The organism is Microbacterium marinilacus (genome assembly GCF_019753765.1).
Taxonomy (GTDB): domain Bacteria; phylum Actinomycetota; class Actinomycetes; order Actinomycetales; family Microbacteriaceae; genus Microbacterium; species Microbacterium marinilacus.
This window is the reverse complement of sequence record NZ_JAIJZW010000001.1, coordinates 77,565-95,163: the sequence shown is the minus strand read 5'-3', so window position 1 is coordinate 95,163 and position 17,599 is coordinate 77,565. Positions and strand designations below refer to the sequence as shown.

The following is a 17,599-nucleotide window of genomic DNA, read 5'->3' as shown; positions in this document are numbered from 1 at the left end:
CCTCCGAGTCGTCTCGGGCAGTCGGCGTCTAGCGATCGGCCGCGTTCTCGTGAGCGGCGCGAGGGTCGACCGTTCCGGTGCGTGCATAGTGCTGCGCGAGCCGAATGCATGCCTTCCAACCGGAGACGTTGGTCATCTTGCCGATGTACGCGGGGCCATAGAAGCGTTCCTGTCCCGCGTCGGCCGGCGGCGTGTTTCCTATCGCCCTCAGCCCACCGTGGACGAACACCTCGATGCCGGTGAGCGTGCGGTGGATGGGCGCGAGATCGCGGACGTCGTCGGCCGTGGGCTCGTATGTATCCCGCCAGGGCAGGAGGGCAGCCACCCAGCTCGCGCGGGCGCGCGGCTTGAGCTCGATGACCTGAAGGCATGTCCACCGCCCGCTCGGATCGGAGACCGGGACGAGGTCGCCGATGCGCAGTTGAGTGGCGCTAGTCGGACTATGCGGGTAGCCCGGTGACTGGCGAGGGATCATCGGGACCGCGCGTCTCATCTCCCTGGGTCGTACCGGATGTCTTCGAAGCTGGCTTCACCGGGGCGCCAGATCATGACGCTGTCGTCTGCGAAGCCGTTCAGCGAGGCGATCTCGAACCCCCAGTTCTCCTCGGGCTCCGGGTGAACGATGATCCGCCCGGATGCGAAAGCCACGACCAGGCCGATACCGGTCTGGTCCACGGTTCCGGTCACGACCTCGGGAATGAAGCTTCGCAGCGCGTCGGCGTAGCCCAGGTCCCCGTTCCGCCACCGCGAGCCCTCTCGCTCGACGGTGGGCAAGTAGTCGCAGTTCAGAGAGATGTTCCGGGTGGTGCCCTCATCGCCGTCGAACCAGAGCATCACGATGTCCATCGAGAACACGACGGCGTTCAGCCGACGCCCCGCCAGTCGCCCGAGTGCCTCGTTCGGGTCGTCGGGTGGGCGCTTCCCGCCTGCTGACGTCACGATTCCGGTCCGAAGGTCAGGCAGATGCGGCGCCCGCCGTCTTCAGCTTCGCGCTGATGGCGGCGAAGGCCCCGGACCAGCCGCTGCCCAGGGCAGCCGCCAAAGCGCTGGCACCGACCATCTGCCCTCCCGATCCGTCGACGGCGGCGAAGCCGAACCAGACGGCGGCGGCGCAGATGCCCACGATCGCGGCCACCGAGATCAGCCGCAGGGTCAGACGCAGCCGGGAAGTGTTCTGGTCGTGCATGTGTCCTCTTTCAGGTATCGCATCTTGCGGGCATCGTGCGGAGAGCCCGCAAACACACTTCATCAGGTTCGAGTGCCTCCGGCCTCCCCCGCAGGATGGATCTTGCTGCGCACGACGGCGAACGCCGGCCGGACGCCCGTGCCCCGCTGAAGGCCAGCGGCTCCTGCCGACGGCTCAGGGGGCGGGCACGCCCCCGCCGACGCTCCAATCGGGCTTGCCGCCCGCGGCGTTCGACGTGACGCTCGTGCCGAGGATGATGAAGCGTGCCTCCGACGCCGTCACCGGGCAGTGCTCCACACCGCGCGGCACCACGAACACGTCGCCCGGGCCGAGGACGACATCGCGGTCGCGGAGCTGCACGGTGAGATCGCCCTCGATGAGGATGAAGGTCTCGTCCTGGTCGTCGTGGTGGTGCCACGTCGTCGACCCTGTGCCCTTGGCGACCTTGATGAGGGTGCCGTTGGCCTCGGCCAGCACCTTCTGGGACCAGAACTCGGTGAGCCCGTCGAGGGCGTCGGTGAAGCTGACCTTGTCGTCCATGGGGGACCTTTCGACAGGACAATCGTCGCCCACGATGCCCGCGCCGGGATCGCGGAGGAGAGGTCCAACAGGCGATCGGTGGACACTCGGCCCGACGACGGGTGCCCGCCCGCGCCGTCGGGGGCGCTTTCTCACTCCCCGGGTCCGCCGATGTAGCGCGCGGTGAACAGATCGACGACGGTGACGACTGCCGCGACGCCCACGACGACGTAGAGGATGCGCGAGGCGACCGAGCCCTCGCCGAGGAGGCCGTCGACGACGTTGTAGTCGAAGACGCCGATCAGGCCCCAGTTGAGCCCTCCGATGATCGTGATGATCTTCGCAGCGATGAGCACGGCAGCCATGTGGACGTCTCCCCCGCCGGCCGCGTGTGGAAGCGAACCGATGTGCCGATCACAGACCACCCGCGGGATCGTGTCAAGGCCTGTGGACGATCCGTCCACGCGGGCCGTCGCAGCGCCCGATCGATCCTCTCCCGCGGGCGCGCGCCGCTAGAGGTCGTACAGGCCCCCGTAGGGGACCCCCAGGTCTCCCGTGTCCCGCTCGTCGAACTGAACGGTCTCGGTGGTGAACACCACCTGCGAGGCGGGCGTGACGATCACGCTCACGACGCGGTTGCCCACCTCCGTGAACTCGACGAAGCCGCCGCCGGCCCGCACGGCACCCTCCATGCCGGCGCGCAGCGATCGCGCGTCCTGGTCCTGGGCGAGGTAGTAGCTTCGGCCGTTCACGGAGATCTCCGTCCGCACCATCGTCTTCATGTCGCTCATCGTCCCGAGAGTAGCCACGGCGATCGCGGCCCGTACCGGGGTTGCGCCAGCGCACTCGGATCGGTACTGCGCGTGCATTGCGTCAGCGGGCTCCGAGGGACGAACGACGAGCTGTCAACCCCGGCGTGATCCGCGCGAGGGATCGCTACGGTGGGGCGCATGTTGACTCCTACCGGCCCGATGACCGCCGCGACGGGGATGGGGGTGGGGATGGGGATGGCCTCCTGGTTCCCGATCGTCTTCGGGGTGATCGCGGTGATCGTCGTCGCCGTGTTCGCCTACGTCATCTATGCGACGATCCGCAGCAGGCGGGCACTGCGTCGTGCCGGCCAGGACCCCGACACGATCCAGGCCGACCTCGCCGCGCGGGTGATGCAGAGCGATCTGCTGCGGCCCGCCGGGCGCAGCACGCAGGAGCGGCTCGCCGAGCTCGATCGCCTCCGCTCCTCCGGGTCGATCACCGCCGAAGAGCACGCAGCCGCCCGCGCGCGCGTGCTGGCCGAGTGATCGGCTCGGCCAGGCCCAGCGCCCCTTAGCGCCCGCTGTGAGATGGCGCGCGACCGTGACTCGTGTGGGCGGCGGCGCCTACGCTGGCTCCGGTGAGCCACCTGCAGACCATGATCCGTTCCGAGATCGCCATCGATGCCCGCAGCTACTACCTCGCACAGGACCAGGACATCCGGCAGCTGCGCGCACGCATCGAGGAGGCGGTCCAGGCCGGCGGCAGGTTCGTCGACTTCACCGAGGTCGGCAACCGTCAGGTGAGCGTGCTGATGACGGCCGCCACGCGCGTGGTGATCTCGTTGGAGACCGTCCAGTTCGACGCGCGCGACACGGGCGACCTGGGTGCGCCGTACGGCGGCATGTACGACCTCTGACGCGCTCCCACGAAGAGCGACGGGGCTCGTCCCATCACATCGGATTCCGTCAGCCCGCACAAAGGGCCGACTCAACCTGGTGTGCGATGATCCCCGCATGAGCACGATCGCCGGCCCCGTCTGCGAGCGCGGCTGAGGCCGCGGACCCACGCATGGACGCACTCGAACCGCTCGAGAAGAGCAAGCAGCTGCTGGCCGACGCGGTCTTCCAGTACCTCGGCGCGGCGATCATCGACGGCACCCTCGAGCAGGGCGAGCGCATCCGCGACGCGGAGCTCGCCGAGAGGCTCAACGTCTCGCGCATGCCGATCCGGGAGGCCCTGCAGCGGCTCGAGCGCATCGGCCTCATCGAGATGATGCCGAGCCGCTACACCCGGGTGACCGAGGTCACGGACGAGCTCGTTCGGGCCTCGCTGGTCTACGCGGGCTACAAGTGCGGCATCGAGATCCACGCCGTGCTCACCTCGATGACGGACGAGCAGGTCGCTGAGGCGCTGCGCCTGCTGGACGCCATGGACGAGGCCGTGGGCGATGTGGACGCGGCGATCGCCGCGAGGATCGCGTTCTCGCGCTACATCGCCTCACTGGTTTCCGAGAACGTCTACAGCCAGCACCTCAAGGACTTCGACCTCGCGCTCCGGCGCAACCTGCACCACGTCGGCCCCGTCGCCCCGGACGCGGAGCTGCACGACAACTACGCGCGCCTGCGCGAGGCGATCACCGCGCGTGACGCCGGAGCGGCCGAGCGACTCGTGCGCGCCCAGTTCGGCGTGTGAGCGGCGGAGTCCTCCGCCCCTCCCCGGCCTCGAGCAGCGCGGAGCCTCAGCCGCGCGGCCGGGATGCAGCGAACCCGCGCGCCCACCGGTCCAGGCGCTCGTAGGCGTCCACGCGCGCCTCGGGACGCGAGAGGAAGACGTCGTGCAGCGACCCCTCGATCCGCTCGACCGTGACGGACCTCCCCAGCCGCAGCGCCGCCCGCGCGATGTCGTCGACGAACAGGACGGTGTCCGACCGCGTGAGGTCGTCGCTCCATCGCGTCGGCAGCGTGCTGCGTGCGGAGAGAAGGACGCACACCGGCGCCGGGATGCCCAGCCCCTTCGACACAGCCGTGTGCCCCGCCAGGATCGCGTCGAGCCATCCGGCGTACACGGGGAAGCCGCCCACCGGGCGCCACGACGCGTCGATCGAGACCGGGTCTTCGGGATCGGCGGCCTCCTCCTGCGCCCGTGCGTAGAACCCGTGGTCGGTGACGCGGATGGCGTCGAGCGGCCGCAGCCGCGCGCGCAGCTCCACCACAGGAGACAGGGCGGCTCGCGCCACCGCGCTGAGCTGGAACTCCAGCCACGGGCTGTTGAGCACGAGCGCCGACACCTCCCGCGGGTGGCGCGCCGCCCAGAGGCTCAGCACCAGTCCGCCGGTCGAGTGGCCGAGCAGCACCAGCCGGCGCCCCGTCGACGGCCCGCGGGCGTCGAGGGCCGCACGGATGTCCTCGTCGTAGGTCTCGAGGTCGGCGACGTATCCCGGGGTCTGCCATTCGCGCAGGCTCCGGCCGTACTTGCGCAGGTCCAGCGCGAAGAAGCGCGCTCCGCGGTCCGCCCAGAACCGGGCGAGCCGACGCTGGAAGAAGTAGTCGGACCAGCCGTGCACGTACAGCACGTCGACGTCCTCGAGCAGACGTCGGGGTCGCCCCGGCCGACGCGGCGTCGGGAGGTGTCGCACGACCGTCGCGACGACCTCGCCCTCCTCGTCGGGGCGGAGCGGCAGCGTCAGCCGCTCGTAGCCCTCGCCGAGGACGTCGGTGACCCAGCCGTCTGACACCCGGCCAGCCTACGGCCCTACTTGACGGCGCCCGCCGTGAGACCGCCCACGATGTACTTCTGCAGGAACAGGAACAGCGCCACGACCGGCAGCGCCGCCATCACCGCGCCCGCGGAGAACGCGCTCCAGTCGGCGTAGCGGGGGTTGGAGACCAGCTTCGTCAGCCCCACCGCCAGGGTCTGGTTCTCGGTGTCGATCAGCACGACCGACGCCACCACGAACTCGTTGACCGTCGCGATGAACGACAGCAGCGCGACGACCGCGAGGATGGGCGCCACGAGCCGGAGGATGATCGTGAAGAACACGCGCACGTGGCTCGCGCCGTCGATCTTGGCCGCCTCGTCGATCGACTGGGGCACCGTGTTGAAGAAGCCGTACATCAGGTAGGTGTTCACGCCGAGCGCGCCGCCGAGATAGACGAGGATCAGGCCGAGGCGGCTGTTCAGGCCGATCGCCGGGAACCAGTCGCCGATCGCGCTCAGCAGCAGGAAGATCGCCACCACGGCGAGCAGCTGCGGGAACATCTGCACGACGACGATCGTGATCAGACCGAAGCGCCGGCCCGTGAACCGCATGCGCGAGAACGCATATGCGGCGAGCGCACCCAGGAACACCGTCGAGATCGCCGTGACGCCCGCGATGATCAGCGTGTTGCCGAACCAGGCCAGGAACGGCACCTTCGGATCGGTCAGGATGCGGACGTAACTGTCGACGCCGATCTGCGAGAACAGCGCGTTCGACCCGGTCAGCGTCCCCTGCGGGTTCAGCGAGCTCGAGATCACGAACACGATCGGCAGCAGCGAGAACGCGGTGACGATGACGCCCACGACGTGACGCCAGCCGAGATCGGCGAACCAGCGCCCGAGCGAGCGCCCCCGCGTCGATCGCTGCGGGACGGGGACATCCACGACGGTGGCCATCAGTTCAGCTCCTCGAGCGACTTGGTGCGGCGGAAGGCGATCACGGAGATGACCGCGACCACGACGAAGATGATGATCGAGTACGCGCTGGCGAGGCCGTAGTCACGCGTCTGCCCCGTGAACGCGACCTTGTAGACCATCGAGATCAGGATGTCGGTGTGCCCGACCGGGATCGGCGCGGCCGAGTCTCGCGGACCGCCGTCGGTGAGCATGTAGACGACGTTGAAGTTGTTGAAGTTGAACGCGAACGATGCGATCAGCAGCGGTGCGACGCTCACCAGCAGCAGCGGCAGCTTGATCAGCCGAAACACCGCCCACGGCCGCGCTCCGTCGACCGTCGCCGCCTCCTGCAGCTCGTCGGGGATCGACTGCAGGGCGCCGGTGCACACCAGGAACATGTAGGGGAAGCCGAGCCACAGGTTGACGATCAGGATCGAGACCTTGGCCATGATCGGATCGGTCAGCCACGGGATCGAGGCGCCCGCGAAGATCACCTGGTTGAGGAAGCCGAAGCTCTGGTTCATCATGCCCGCCCACACCAGGGCCGACAGGAACGACGGGATGGCGTACGGCAGGATCATCAGCACGCGGTAGACCGCGCGACTGCGCATGCGCGCGTTGTTGAACGTGATGGCGAGGAAGAGCCCGAGGAAGAACGTCGACGCGACCGAGATCAGCGCGAAGGCGAACGTCCACAGGGTGACGTAGACGAGCGGCCCCGCCAGACGCTGATCGGTGACGGCACGGACGAAGTTGTCGAAGCCGACGGTGATCTGCCAGCCGGGCATCAGCTGCGTTCCGTCGTCGGCGGTGAAGGCGCCGACCCCGGTGTCGCGATACACGACGCCGGTCTCGCCGTTCGTGAGGGTGCCGGCCTGCTCGTCGTACTCGAGCGCCGAGGTGTAGCGGTAGCCGCTGGTCCCGTCCGGTGTCCGGATGGCGCCGTCGTTCGGGTCCTCCGAGTACGGCACCGACAGGGCGGTGACCTCGTTCTGGCGCTGCAGCACCTGGGCGAACTGCAGGGTCGTCCACCCCGGGGCCGAGGCCGCCTTCGCGCCGTCGAACTCCGCGCCCTCGACCTCCTGCAACGGCTGCTCGGTCGTGCCGACCAGCGCCTCCCCCTCCGGCGTCGTGACGAGCAGGCCGAGCGCGCCGCCCTGCTCGACGACGGTGACGGGGTAGGTCGGCGAGTCGGGCACCCGCTCGAGCGCGGACGCCATGAGCGAGGCGACCGCCTGCTCCTTGGTGCCGTTGTGGCCGGTGCCGTAGTTGGTGAAGGCGACGTATCCCGTGTACAGCAGGACGAACACCTGGAACAGCACGAGGAAGATGACGCCCGGCGTGAGGTACTTCGCCGGCAGGGTGCGGCGGGAGAAGTAGATCCAGTTGACGAGTGCCGCGACGGCGACGACGATGCCCATCACCAGCCACTGCTCGAACCCGATCAGCACGAGCACGGCGTACACGGCGATCGCATCGACGACGCCGAGCAGCACCAGCTTCAGGACGAGCGGTCGGATGCCGCCTCCCGCCCGCTCGGCGAGGTCGTGCGCCTGCCGCTGCCGGCGCAGCCGCCTGCGGTCGGCGGCCGGGTCTGCGGTCGTGGTCTGGGTGTCGGTCATGGCTCCCTGCCCGTGCGGAGGATGTCCCCCCTGCCCGTCGGACGAGGTGCGCGGGCCCGCGCCGAGGCCGCGGTGCTCCTGCGCCTCGGCGAGGTCGGCGCTTCTGAGAGCGCCTCGCCCGCTCGCTCGACGAGCAGGGGGATGGGTTCGTCGTCCGCGATCAGCCGATCGCGCCCTGCACGTCCGACGTGAGCTTCTGCCACGTCGCGACCGGGTCGGCTCCGTTGATGATCTCGGCCTCGGCGATGCCCCAGTACTGCCACACCGCGCCCATCGCGGGAATGGCGGGCATCGGCACCGCCTCGGCGCCGACCTCGGCGAAGCCCGCGATGATCGGGTCGCTCGACGCGGTGTCCGCGGCGGCCGACAGCGCCGGGAGGACGTTCCCGGCCTCGAACAGCGCCAGCTGCGCGTCCTCGGTGCCGAGGTAGTTCACGAGGAAGTCGTTCGCCGCGACCTTGTTGTCGGACTCGGCGGACACGAAGAAGCCCTTGACGCCCGCGAACGGCGAGGCGGCCTCGTCGGTCGGGCTGGGCACGGTGTCGATCTGGACGTCGATGCCGGCGTCGATGGCCGCGCCCACGTTCCACGGTCCCGTCAGCCAGAACGCGGCCGTGCCGTCGAGGAAGGCCTGCTTGGCGATGTCGCCGTCGACGTCGGTGTTGAAAGCGCCGGTCCCGTTCTTGCCCTGCTCGCCGAGCCATGCGGCGAACTCCTCGCCTCCCGCGTTGCCGAGCTGCAGGTCGGTCGGGTCGTAGCCCTGATCGTTGGTGCCGAAGACGGGGGCGCCGAACGCGGTCTGGAACGGGTAGAGGTGGTACGGGTTGCCCTCGGCGCCCTGCTCCACGACGAACGGGCTGTCGAGCCCCGCGGCCTCGCCCTTCGCGATCATGTCGTCGAAGCTCGTGGCCGGCTCCGGCACCAGCTCCGCGTTGCGCAGCACGGCGATGTTCTCCACGGCGTACGGGAGCATGTAGACGGTGCCCTCGTACGTGGACGCCTCGAGGGCGACGGGCAGGAAGCCGTCGGCCGAGTCGCCGAGCTCCAGAGGAGCGACGACGCCGTTGGTGGCCAGCTCGCCGAGCCAGTCGTGCGCGCCCATCGTGATGTCGGGGCCCTCGCCGGTCGGCACCTGCTGGATGAAGTCGTCCTTGATGTCGGCGTTGTCCTTGCCGACGAGCTCCACCTCGACGCCGGTCTTGTCGGTGTAGGCGTCGGCGGCGGCCTGGAGCGCGTCCACCCTCTCGGCGTCGACCCACACGGTCAGAGTCGAGGTCGCTCCCCCGTCGGCGCCGTCCGTCGGCTCGCCGTCGGTGCCGCCCTGCGGCGCGGCCGACGAGCAGCCCGCGAGCCCCAGGGTCGTCGCGATCGCGAACGCCGCGACGAGGCGGCCCTTGCTGTTCACCCTCATTGGTGTAGCCCTTCTGTGATGGACCGGCTGCCCTGCCGGTTTCTGCAAGCGGTTACAGGTATACCTGCTTCACGACGATCCTCAAAACGGTGCATCCCGCTCGAGATCGGATCGTGACCCCGGTTGATCGGCGAGCGTACTGCAAGCGTTTCCAGTTCGTCCAGGGGTGCCCTAGAGTGGCGTCACATGACCCCCGTCAAGGACGCCGCGAGCACCGAGAGCGGCGCGTGGCACCGCTCCGCGGCCATCTACCAGATCTATCCCCGTTCCTTCTCCGACGCCGACGGCGACGGCATCGGCGACCTGCCGGGCGTCACCGCGCGCCTCGACGCGCTGGCCGATCTCGGCATCGACGCGATCTGGCTGTCGCCGTTCATGACGTCGCCGCAGAAGGACGCCGGCTACGACGTCGCCGACTACTGCGACGTCGACCCGCTGTTCGGCACGCTGGACGACTTCGACGCGATGCTCGCCGCGTCGCACGCGCGGTCCATCCGGGTGATCGTCGACCTGGTGCCGAACCACTCCTCCGACCAGCACCCCTGGTTCCAGGCGGCCCTCGCCGCCGCGCCCGGCAGCCGTGAGCGCGGCCGCTACATGTTCCGCCACGGGAAGGGCGAGCACGGCGAGGAGCCCCCGAACAACTGGCAGTCGGTGTTCGGCGGGCCGGCGTGGACGCGGGTGACCGAGGCCGACGGCTCGCCCGGGCAGTGGTACCTGCACCTGTTCGACTCGGCGCAGCCCGACTTCGACTGGGCGAACGACGAGGTGCGGGAGGAGTTCCGCCGGATCCTGCGCTTCTGGCTCGACCGCGGCGTCGACGGCTTCCGCGTGGACGTCGCCCACGGCCTCGTCAAGCACGACCAGCTGCCCGACTACACGCCGCCGGAGGACGCCGCGTCGATGGGCGGCGCCGAGCCGGTGCCCTACTGGGGCCAGGAGGGCGTGCACGAGGTGTACCGCGACTGGCGTCGCCTGCTCGAGGAGTACGACGGGGACCGCGCGCTGTGCGCGGAGGCCTGGATGCCGACCACCGAGGAGATCGCGCTCTGGGTGCGTCCCGACGAGATGCATCAGGCGTTCAACTTCAACTACCTGCAGACGGAGTGGGACGCCGGCCGGCTGCGCGCGGTGATCGACGACTCCCTCGCCGCGTTCGGCGCGGTGGGCGCCCCGTCGACCTGGGTGCTCTCGAACCACGACGTCATCCGGCACGCGTCGCGGCTGGCGCTCGGCGCGGACGCTCCCCAGGGCCACGGGATCGGGCCGCTGTCCCCCGGCAAGCCCGACCCCGTCGTCGGCCTGCGCCGTGCGCGCGCGGCGACCGCCCTGATGCTCGCGCTGCCCGGATCGGCGTACATCTACCAGGGCGAGGAGCTGGGGCTGCCCGAGGTGATCGAGCTGCCCGACGACGCCCGGCAGGACCCGACCTGGGCCCGTACGGCGGGTGAACGGTACGGTCGCGACGGCTGCCGCGTGCCGATCCCGTGGGAGGCGGACGCCCCGGCCTACGGCTTCAACGCGACGGGCGCCTCGTGGCTGCCCCAGCCGGACGAGTGGCGTCAGCTGGCGCGCGACCGCCAGACGGGAGACGCCGGATCGACACTCAGCCTGTACCGCGAGCTGCTGCAGGTGCGCCGCGCCCACGGTCTCGGCTCGGGAACGCTGACCTGGGCCGACGGCGCGCCGTCGGACGCCGTGGCCTTCCGCAACGGCGCCGTCACCGTGATCGCGAACACCGGCGCCGAGCCCGTCGTCCTGCCCGCGGGAGACGTGCTGCTGACGAGCGGGCCGCTCGCCGACGACGGCGCGCTGCCCGCCGACACGACCGCCTGGCTGCTCGCCCGCTGAGATGATCGACGGATGACGAGAGGGCGCGTGGCATGAGCATCGCGGAGGTGGCACGGCTCGCCGGGGTCTCGACAGCGACCGTGTCACGCGCCCTCTCCGGTCGCGGACACGTGTCGGCCACGGCACGCGAGCGTGTCGTAGCGGCCGCGCAGGAGCTCGGCTACGTCGTCTCGCAGGCCGCGTCGAGCCTCGCCAGCGGGCGCACACGGAACGTCGGCATCGTGCTGCCGTTCCTCAGCCGCTGGTACTTCACCTCGGTCCTCGAGGGGGCCCAGCAGCACCTGATGCGCTCCGGCTACGACGTGACGCTGTACAACCTCGCCGGCGACGGCGACGAGCGGCGCACGGTGTTCGAGCACTTCCTGCCGCGCCAGCGGGTCGACGCGGTCATCGCCGTGTCGCTCGAGCTCACCGAGACCGAGGTGACGCGGCTGCACACTCTCGGCAAGCCGTTGGTCGGCGTCGGCGGCCCGATCCCCGGGGTCCGCACGCTCGCGATCGACGACGTGGCGGTCGCCCGGCTCGCGACCGAGCACCTGATCGGCCTCGGGCACACCCGCATCGGCCTGATCGGCGGCGACGTCGCGTCGGACGCCGACTTCCACCTCCCCACCAAGCGCCGCCAGGGCTGGGAGCACGCCCTGCGCGACGCCGACCTGCCGATCGAGGAGCGCGTGGTCGCGAACGCCGACTTCACGGTGCAGGGCGGCTACCGGGCGGCGAAGCAACTGCTCGGCGCCCCCCTCCGCGATCGCCCGACCGCCGTCTTCGCCGCGTCGGACGAGATGGCGTTCGGCGCCATGCTCGCCGCGCGGGACCTGGGCCTGCACGTGCCGCAGGACGTGTCCATCGTCGGGGTCGACGACCACGACACGTCCGACTTCTTCGGACTCACCACGGTGGCGCAGTTCCCCCGCGAGCAGGGCGCCCTCGCCGTCGACATCCTGATGTCGCAGCTCGAGCCGGGAGGCGACGTCGCCGCGTCCGACACCCCCCTGCCCTTCGAGCTGCGTGTCCGCTCGTCCACGTCGCGACCGCGCGACTGACCGGGCCACGGCGCGGGCACGGGCCGACTCAGGAGCCGCGCTTGCCGATGCCCTTCAGCACACGGCCGACCGCCGATCCACGCCGTGACGTCGCCTCCCACTGCGACAGCGCGACCGCGAGCAGCAGCGCGAGCCCGTAGAACAGGTCGTTCACCCAGCGCGGCGATCCGGCCAGCTGCAGCCCCTTGATGCCGACCGCGAGCACGTACATCGCGACGATCGTGCCCCACACGTTGAACCGGCCGCCCTTGAACTGCGTGGAGCCGAGGAACACGGCGGTCAGGGCCGGCAGCAGGAAGCTCGGGCCGACCGTGGGATCGCCCGCGTTGATGCGGCTGGTGAGCAGCGCCCCGGCCAGCGCGGCGATCGCCCCACCGGCGGTCAGGCTCCACACGCGCAGACGCTCGACGCCCACGCCCGCCAGCCGGGCCGCCTCGGGGTTGTAGCCCGCGGCGTACATCCGCCGACCCGCCGGCGTGCGCTCGAGCACGTACCAGGTGACGCCGGCGACGACGAACAGGATGTACACCGGCACGGTGACGCCGCCCAGCTGGGTGGTGGCGATCAGCCGGTAGTCGGGACCGAGGTCGAGGATCTGCTGGCTTCCCGAGACCCAGGCCATTCCCGCGAGCAGGATCGAGCTCATGCCGAGGGTGGCGATGATCGGCTCGACCCGGAGCCGCGTGATGACGATCGCGGTCACGAAGCCGATCAGGGCGCCCGCCAGCACGACGACGGGCAGCTGGATCGCGATGGGCAGGCCGGCGCGCGACAGGAACCACGCCGACAGGATGGCCGAGAAGCCGACCTGCGCGCCGATGGCGAGGTTGAGCGAGCCGGCGACGAGCGGGATGAGGGCCGCGATCGCCGCCAGGCCGGTGAGCGCCTCGGCGTCGAGCAGCGAGCGCCACACGCCGGGCTGCAGGAACTTGTCGGGGATCCAGATCGCGAAGATCGCGAACAGCACGACGAAGATGTAGATCGCGCTGATGTTGCGGAAGGACAGGGCGCGCAGGATGTCGCTGCGGCTGGTGCTCACGGGGCCTCCTCGGCCGGCGGGGTGGGGTTCGGGTGGGACGTCACGCGAGGCCGTAGCCCTCGGCGACGAGACGGTGCTCGGACAGGTCCGCGCCGGTCAGCTCGACGGCGCCGCGTCCCGCACGCATCACGACGACGCGGTCGCACAGACGCAGCAGCTCCTTCGCGTCGGACGAGCTGACGAGCACGGCGGTGCCGCGTGCCGCGGCCCGCTCGACGGAGTCGTAGATCGCGGCCTTCGCGCCGATGTCGACGCCCTGGGTGGGCTCGTCCAGCAGCAGCACCGCCGGGTCGTCCCGCAAGGCGCGCGCCATCACGACCTTCTGCTGGTTGCCGCCGCTGAACAGGCCGAAGCGCTGCTCGGGCCGTGCGGGGCGCACGTCGTACTCGGCCAGGAGGCCGGCCGCCTCTCGCTTCTCGCGCCGCGCCGAGAGGGCGCCGAGCGGCCCGGTGAGCGTGCGCATCTGCGCCAGCGTCAGGTTCTCGCGGGCCGTCATGTCGCGCACCGCGCCGAGACGACCACGGTCGCCGGGCACGAAGGAGATGCGTCGACGCAGGCTGCGGGCCGGCGTGCGCCTCGGATAGGCGCCGCCCGCGACGGCGAAGGCCTGCGCGTCCGCAGGCGCGGCGCCGTAGAGCAGCGACGGCACGGCCTCGCGCCCTGAGCCGAGCACCCCGGCGACGCCGACGACCTCGCCGGGGTGCAGGTCGAGGTCCAGGTGCTCGACGGTCAGCCCGCGCAGCCCCCGTACGGACAGTGCGGGCTCCGCGTCCGGCCGTCGCGTGCCCTCGTGGGCGCCGGCGACCGCCTCGGCAGCGGACCCGGTGATGAGCTCCACGAGGCGGCCGTGGTCGAGGCCGGCCACCGGCTCGTCGGCGACCTTGCGGCCGTCGCGCAGCACGACCACGCGGTCGGCGAGGCTCAGCACCTCGTCGAGGCGGTGCGAGACGAAGACCACGCCCGCGCCCTCCGCCGCGAGCCGCCGCACCGCGCCGAAGAGCACGTCCACCTCGGTGCGGTGCAGCGACTCGGTGGACTCGTCGAGCACGATGACGTTCGCCGAGTGGGTCCAGCCGTCGAGCGCTCGGCTGATCGCGACGACCGCCCGCTGCGCCGGTGTCAGATCGCGCACGGCGACGTCGACGTCGAAGGCCGGTCCGAACCGGGCGATCAGCTCGCGGGTGCGGGCCCGCTCCCCCGCGCGGTGCAGCGGCGCGGCCGCCGCCGGCCCCGTGCCCTTGACCAGCGCGAGGTTCTCGACCGACGACAGCTCGCCGACGAGCGCGAGGTCCTGGTGGATGAAGTGCAGGCCGGTCCCGGAGGCGAGCGCCACCTCGCCTCCGTCCGCCGTGTAGACGCCGGCCAGCACCTTGACGAGCGTCGACTTGCCGGATCCGTTGTGACCGAGCACCGCGACGATCTCGCCGGGGCCCACGTCGAGGTCGACGCCGTCGAGGGCGACGAGGCTCGGGAACGCCTTGACGAGCCCGGTGACGCGCAGAAGGGGGGCGGCGTCTGGCATGGGGATGCTCCTTGAGCAGGGACGTGAGGGGTGCCGGGGAGGCCAGGGCGCCTCCCCGGCGGGGAGACCGGGGGCGTTCGGGCGCCCCCGGCGGGATCGGATCAGTCGGCGAGCCAGTTGGCGGCGAACAGGTCCTGGTAGTCGTCGATCGCGACGTATCCGAGCACGGGGTCCTCGGGGGCGTTCGACTGGTCGGTGATGCGCGTGAGCGTCGCGGCGCGGGTCTGCACGTCCGGCCACTCGTAGCTCTGGTCGCCCATCTCCCGCAGCAGCTGGTCGAGCACGGTCCACATCATCAGGTTGAGGTCGACCGAGAGCGTCGCGTCCTGCTCGCCGGCGGCGATCTGCTCGTAGTTCGGCGGCGCCGTCCACATCGCGATGCCGTCGACATCGAGCCCCGCGAGACCGAGCTTCTGCGGCAGGCCGATCTGCACCTCGTCGACCGCGGCCATGAAGTACTCCGTCGCCGGGTTGGCCTGCAGGTCGCTGACGACACGGTCCGCGGCGGTCGAGCCGAGCTCCGCGATCGGGATGTCGACCACGCGCAGCGTGCAATCGGGGCACAGCTCGGCGAGCTTGTCCTGCGCGCCCTCGAGCTCGAGCGCCGAGAACGGGAACTCGGGCACGTTGTAGAACACGTACTCCGACGCGCCACCGGAGCGGACGACGGCCGCCGCTGCCAGCACGCCGCCGTTCGTCGTCATCCATTCGGGTCCGTTGAACGCCTCGGGCAGCCCGTACTCCACGGTGTTCATCACCGATCCGCTCGCGATGGGGATGCCGGCCTCGTCGAGCTGGGCGATCTGCGGCTCGAAGAAGATCGGATCGAGCGTGATGTTGATGACGCCGTCCGGCGCGAGCTCGACCACCGTGTTCAGCGCCGAGTTGATGCTCTGGGCGTCGCGTCCCACCTCGACGCGCTCGAGCCGCAGCCCGAGCAGCTCCGCCGGTGCCTGCAGGTTCTGCCACATCACGGCGCTCACCGGAGTGCCGACGTCGAGGTAGACGACGTGCGTGCCCTCCTCCACCGGGGCGTCCAGGGGCTCGTCGATGAGCAGGCCCTTGTCGCCCTCGCCGAGCCAGGGCGCGAGGAACTCCTCGGCCGCCGCCACGTCGGCCCCTCCCGCGGCGTCATCGCCGGGGGCGGCGTCGTCGGGAGAGTCTCCGCCGCTCGAGCAGGCGGTGAGGGCGAGTGCCCCCGCCGCGATGAGGGCGGCTGATCGCAGCCCTCGCGTTCGTCGTCCGCGCATCGTCGCACGTCCTTTCGTGTCGGGTGTCGCTGTGTCGGGTGTCGCTGTTCCAGGTGTCGCGATGTGTGAGGTCGGGGCTCGTGGTGCCGGCCGTCGCGGTGCGGCGGCCTCGGTCCGCGACGGATATGTCGGCGCCGCCGGCGCTTCGTGTCACGCCGCGCGTTCGAGCGTCGTCAGAAGGGGTAGCGCTGGATGCTCGACTGCACGGTTACCCACTGCGTCTCGGTGAAGGCCTCGATGTTGGCCTCGTGGCCGCCGAACCGGGCTCCGGTGCCCGAGAACCCGGTGCCGCCGAACGGGGCCTGCGCCTCGTCGTCGACGGTCTGGTCGTTGATGTGGAGGATGCCGCTCGGGATGCGCTCACCGAGCTCGAACGCTCGGAACGCGTCGCCCGCGAGGATCGACACGGACAGCCCGTACTCGGAGGCGTTCACGAGGTCCACCGCCTCGTCGACGTCCTCGAAGCGCGTGACGGGTGCCACGGGACCGAAGATCTCGTCGGTGAAAGCGCGGTGGTCTGCGCGCACCTCGCCGAGCACCGTGGGCTGATAGAAGAGGTCGGTGTACTCCCCTCCCGCGAGCAGCCGCGCCCCGGCGTCCACCGTGTCGCGCACGATCTCGTGCACGTGGTCGCGCTGACGCTCGTCGATGATCGGGCCCAGCGGCGTGCCGGTGGCCGGGTCGCCCGCGGGCAGGGCCCGCGCCTTCTCGGCGAGCAGCGCCGTGTACTCGTCGTACACGTCGGCGTGCACGAGGTGCCGCCCCGTCGTCATGCAGATCTGCCCCTGATGCAGGAACGATCCCCACGCGCCCGCCGACGCGGCCGCCGCCACGTCGACGTCCGGCAGCACGATCATCGCGTTGTTGCCACCGAGCTCGAGATGCACCCGCTTGAGCAGACGTCCCGCCCGCTCGCCGATGACGCGACCGGCGGCGGTCGATCCGGTGAAGGAGATCACCGGCACGTCGGGGTGCTCCACGAGGGCCGACCCCACCTCCACCCCGCCGGGCACCACCGCGAACAGGCCCGCCGGCAGACCGGCCTCCTCGAGCACGGCCGCGAAGAACAGGCCGCCGGAGACGCTCGTCCGGGGGTCGGGCTTGAGCACGACCGCGTTGCCGAGGGCGAGCGCCGGCAGGATCGACCGCGACCCCAGGATCGCCGGGAAGTTGAACGGCGCGATCACGCCGACGACGCCCACGGCCCGGCGCCGGGCGAGGCTGAGCCGGGGATGCGACGACTGCAGGAGCTGGCCGTAGGGCATCATCGCGGTGGCGGCCGCCTGGTGGGCCTCGCTGGCGACCAGTCCCGCCTCGAAGGCGGCCTTGCCCTGGCCCGACCCGGCCTCGTCGATCAGCCACCGGGCGAGCACGTCGGTCTGCTCCTCGAGGATCGCGCCCGCGCGCCGGAGGACGGCCGCGCGCTCGACGGCGGGACGTGCGGCCCAGTCGCGCTGTGCGGCCGCCGCGCGGCCCACCGCGTCGTCCAGGTCGGCGGCGCTGCCGGCGCCAACCGTGGCCAGCGGCCGGCCGGTCGACGGCGAGGTCACCGTCGCGGTGCCGTCCAGCTCGGACCAGCCGCCGACGTAGCCGCGGCCGTCCCACTGCTCCTGTGCGAAGAACGTCATCGTCACTCCTGTCCCGCCGTCGTCCTCGACGGTCTCCGGAACTGTATTCACCGCCGGCGCGCGACGATCCGGCGTTTTGTGCACGTCCGGCACGGAGCGCATTGACCCCCTCGCACGG

At 71.0% G+C, this 17,599-nt stretch carries 19 protein-coding genes; 5 read left to right on the top strand and 14 right to left on the bottom strand.

Features of this window, described 5'->3' with window-relative positions; all coding sequences use genetic code 11:
- Positions 1-28 precede the first annotated feature (28 nt).
- The 6 genes from K5S26_RS00445 to K5S26_RS00420 form a co-directional block, all read right to left on the bottom strand.
- Positions 29-475 carry a hypothetical protein gene (locus tag K5S26_RS00445; protein ID WP_221854968.1) on the bottom strand — a complete coding sequence of 149 codons (447 nt, stop codon included), beginning with the start codon at positions 473-475 and terminating at the stop codon, positions 29-31.
- A 14-nt stretch (positions 476-489) separates the two neighbouring features.
- Positions 490-846 (bottom strand): hypothetical protein, encoded by a 357-nt coding sequence (locus K5S26_RS00440; RefSeq protein ID WP_221854966.1) that lies wholly within the window; start codon positions 844-846, stop codon positions 490-492.
- 109 nt (positions 847-955) lie between these two features.
- On the bottom strand, positions 956-1,186 hold the full coding sequence (locus K5S26_RS00435; RefSeq protein ID WP_221854964.1) for a hypothetical protein: 231 nt from the start codon (positions 1,184-1,186) through the stop codon (positions 956-958).
- A 174-nt stretch (positions 1,187-1,360) separates the two neighbouring features.
- Positions 1,361-1,726, bottom strand: coding sequence for a cupin domain-containing protein (locus K5S26_RS00430; RefSeq protein ID WP_221854963.1), 366 nt, complete (start codon positions 1,724-1,726; stop codon positions 1,361-1,363).
- A 131-nt stretch (positions 1,727-1,857) separates the two neighbouring features.
- Positions 1,858-2,070 carry a DUF378 domain-containing protein gene (locus tag K5S26_RS00425; protein ID WP_221854961.1) on the bottom strand — a complete coding sequence of 71 codons (213 nt, stop codon included), beginning with the start codon at positions 2,068-2,070 and terminating at the stop codon, positions 1,858-1,860.
- A 147-nt stretch (positions 2,071-2,217) separates the two neighbouring features.
- Positions 2,218-2,496 carry a hypothetical protein gene (locus tag K5S26_RS00420; protein ID WP_246603400.1) on the bottom strand — a complete coding sequence of 93 codons (279 nt, stop codon included), beginning with the start codon at positions 2,494-2,496 and terminating at the stop codon, positions 2,218-2,220.
- A gap of 159 nt (positions 2,497-2,655) precedes the next feature.
- Here K5S26_RS00420 and K5S26_RS00415 point away from each other — a divergent pair, with 159 nt between their 5' ends.
- From K5S26_RS00415 to K5S26_RS00405, 3 genes are all read left to right on the top strand, one after another.
- The gene (locus K5S26_RS00415; RefSeq protein WP_221854959.1) at positions 2,656-3,003 is read left to right on the top strand and encodes a DUF2630 family protein; all 348 of its coding nucleotides are present in this window, start codon (positions 2,656-2,658) and stop codon (positions 3,001-3,003) included.
- A gap of 92 nt (positions 3,004-3,095) precedes the next feature.
- Entirely contained in the window at positions 3,096-3,374 is a 279-nt protein-coding gene (locus K5S26_RS00410; protein ID WP_308122706.1) for a hypothetical protein, read from the top strand.
- 152 nt (positions 3,375-3,526) lie between these two features.
- Positions 3,527-4,150, top strand: a complete 624-nt coding sequence (locus K5S26_RS00405; protein ID WP_221854958.1) for a GntR family transcriptional regulator — start codon at positions 3,527-3,529, stop codon at positions 4,148-4,150.
- A 46-nt stretch (positions 4,151-4,196) separates the two neighbouring features.
- Here K5S26_RS00405 and K5S26_RS00400 read toward each other — a convergent pair whose 3' ends face one another.
- The 4 genes from K5S26_RS00400 to K5S26_RS00385 form a co-directional block, all read right to left on the bottom strand.
- Positions 4,197-5,192: an alpha/beta hydrolase gene (locus K5S26_RS00400; RefSeq protein WP_221854956.1), complete on the bottom strand. Its 996-nt coding sequence runs from the start codon at positions 5,190-5,192 to the stop codon at positions 4,197-4,199.
- Positions 5,193-5,209: 17 nt separating this feature from the next.
- A complete protein-coding gene (locus K5S26_RS00395; protein WP_221854954.1) occupies positions 5,210-6,112 on the bottom strand; it encodes a sugar ABC transporter permease in 903 nt (300 codons plus the stop codon).
- Complete coding sequence (locus K5S26_RS00390) at positions 6,112-7,734, bottom strand: ABC transporter permease subunit (RefSeq protein ID WP_221854952.1); 1,623 nt, start codon at positions 7,732-7,734, stop codon at positions 6,112-6,114. The genes K5S26_RS00395 and K5S26_RS00390 overlap by 1 nt, the downstream gene beginning before the upstream one ends.
- Positions 7,735-7,894: 160 nt before the next feature.
- Positions 7,895-9,145 (bottom strand): sugar ABC transporter substrate-binding protein, encoded by a 1,251-nt coding sequence (locus tag K5S26_RS00385; protein WP_221854950.1) that lies wholly within the window; start codon positions 9,143-9,145, stop codon positions 7,895-7,897.
- Positions 9,146-9,331: 186 nt separating this feature from the next.
- Between K5S26_RS00385 and K5S26_RS00380 the strand changes: the two genes are divergently transcribed.
- Together K5S26_RS00380 and K5S26_RS00375 are read left to right on the top strand one after the other, a co-directional pair.
- Entirely contained in the window at positions 9,332-10,996 is a 1,665-nt protein-coding gene (locus tag K5S26_RS00380; protein WP_221854948.1) for a glycoside hydrolase family 13 protein, read from the top strand.
- 32 nt (positions 10,997-11,028) lie between these two features.
- Entirely contained in the window at positions 11,029-12,042 is a 1,014-nt protein-coding gene (locus K5S26_RS00375) for a LacI family DNA-binding transcriptional regulator (RefSeq protein ID WP_221854946.1), read from the top strand.
- Between the two features lie 28 nt (positions 12,043-12,070).
- Here the strand turns inward: K5S26_RS00375 and K5S26_RS00370 are convergent, their stop codons facing one another.
- The 4 genes from K5S26_RS00370 to K5S26_RS00355 form a co-directional block, all read right to left on the bottom strand.
- A complete protein-coding gene (locus K5S26_RS00370) occupies positions 12,071-13,081 on the bottom strand; it encodes an ABC transporter permease (protein WP_221854944.1) in 1,011 nt (336 codons plus the stop codon).
- Between the two features lie 40 nt (positions 13,082-13,121).
- Positions 13,122-14,603 carry a sugar ABC transporter ATP-binding protein gene (locus K5S26_RS00365; RefSeq protein ID WP_221854942.1) on the bottom strand — a complete coding sequence of 494 codons (1,482 nt, stop codon included), beginning with the start codon at positions 14,601-14,603 and terminating at the stop codon, positions 13,122-13,124.
- A 101-nt stretch (positions 14,604-14,704) separates the two neighbouring features.
- Complete coding sequence (locus K5S26_RS00360) at positions 14,705-15,853, bottom strand: sugar ABC transporter substrate-binding protein (RefSeq protein WP_221854940.1); 1,149 nt, start codon at positions 15,851-15,853, stop codon at positions 14,705-14,707.
- Positions 15,854-16,026: 173 nt separating this feature from the next.
- On the bottom strand, positions 16,027-17,583 hold the full coding sequence (locus tag K5S26_RS00355; protein ID WP_246603399.1) for an aldehyde dehydrogenase family protein: 1,557 nt from the start codon (positions 17,581-17,583) through the stop codon (positions 16,027-16,029).
- Between the last annotated feature and the right edge of the window lie 16 nt (positions 17,584-17,599).

Coding starts and splice junctions, on each gene's coding strand:
- K5S26_RS00385 (WP_221854950.1), bottom strand. CDS start 9,145: ATGAGGGTGAACAGCAAGGGCCGCCTCGTCGCGGCGTTCGCGATCGCG.
- K5S26_RS00445 (WP_221854968.1), bottom strand. CDS start 475: ATGATCCCTCGCCAGTCACCGGGCTACCCGCATAGTCCGACTAGCGCC.
- K5S26_RS00440 (WP_221854966.1), bottom strand. CDS start 846: ATGGACATCGTGATGCTCTGGTTCGACGGCGATGAGGGCACCACCCGG.
- K5S26_RS00415 (WP_221854959.1), top strand. CDS start 2,656: ATGTTGACTCCTACCGGCCCGATGACCGCCGCGACGGGGATGGGGGTG.
- K5S26_RS00425 (WP_221854961.1), bottom strand. CDS start 2,070: ATGGCTGCCGTGCTCATCGCTGCGAAGATCATCACGATCATCGGAGGG.
- K5S26_RS00420 (WP_246603400.1), bottom strand. CDS start 2,496: ATGAGCGACATGAAGACGATGGTGCGGACGGAGATCTCCGTGAACGGC.
- K5S26_RS00390 (WP_221854952.1), bottom strand. CDS start 7,734: ATGACCGACACCCAGACCACGACCGCAGACCCGGCCGCCGACCGCAGG.
- K5S26_RS00435 (WP_221854964.1), bottom strand. CDS start 1,186: ATGCACGACCAGAACACTTCCCGGCTGCGTCTGACCCTGCGGCTGATC.
- K5S26_RS00405 (WP_221854958.1), top strand. CDS start 3,527: ATGGACGCACTCGAACCGCTCGAGAAGAGCAAGCAGCTGCTGGCCGAC.
- K5S26_RS00360 (WP_221854940.1), bottom strand. CDS start 15,853: ATGCGCGGACGACGAACGCGAGGGCTGCGATCAGCCGCCCTCATCGCG.
- K5S26_RS00355 (WP_246603399.1), bottom strand. CDS start 17,583: ATGCGCTCCGTGCCGGACGTGCACAAAACGCCGGATCGTCGCGCGCCG.
- K5S26_RS00365 (WP_221854942.1), bottom strand. CDS start 14,603: ATGCCAGACGCCGCCCCCCTTCTGCGCGTCACCGGGCTCGTCAAGGCG.
- K5S26_RS00380 (WP_221854948.1), top strand. CDS start 9,332: ATGACCCCCGTCAAGGACGCCGCGAGCACCGAGAGCGGCGCGTGGCAC.
- K5S26_RS00430 (WP_221854963.1), bottom strand. CDS start 1,726: ATGGACGACAAGGTCAGCTTCACCGACGCCCTCGACGGGCTCACCGAG.
- K5S26_RS00375 (WP_221854946.1), top strand. CDS start 11,029: ATGAGCATCGCGGAGGTGGCACGGCTCGCCGGGGTCTCGACAGCGACC.
- K5S26_RS00395 (WP_221854954.1), bottom strand. CDS start 6,112: ATGGCCACCGTCGTGGATGTCCCCGTCCCGCAGCGATCGACGCGGGGG.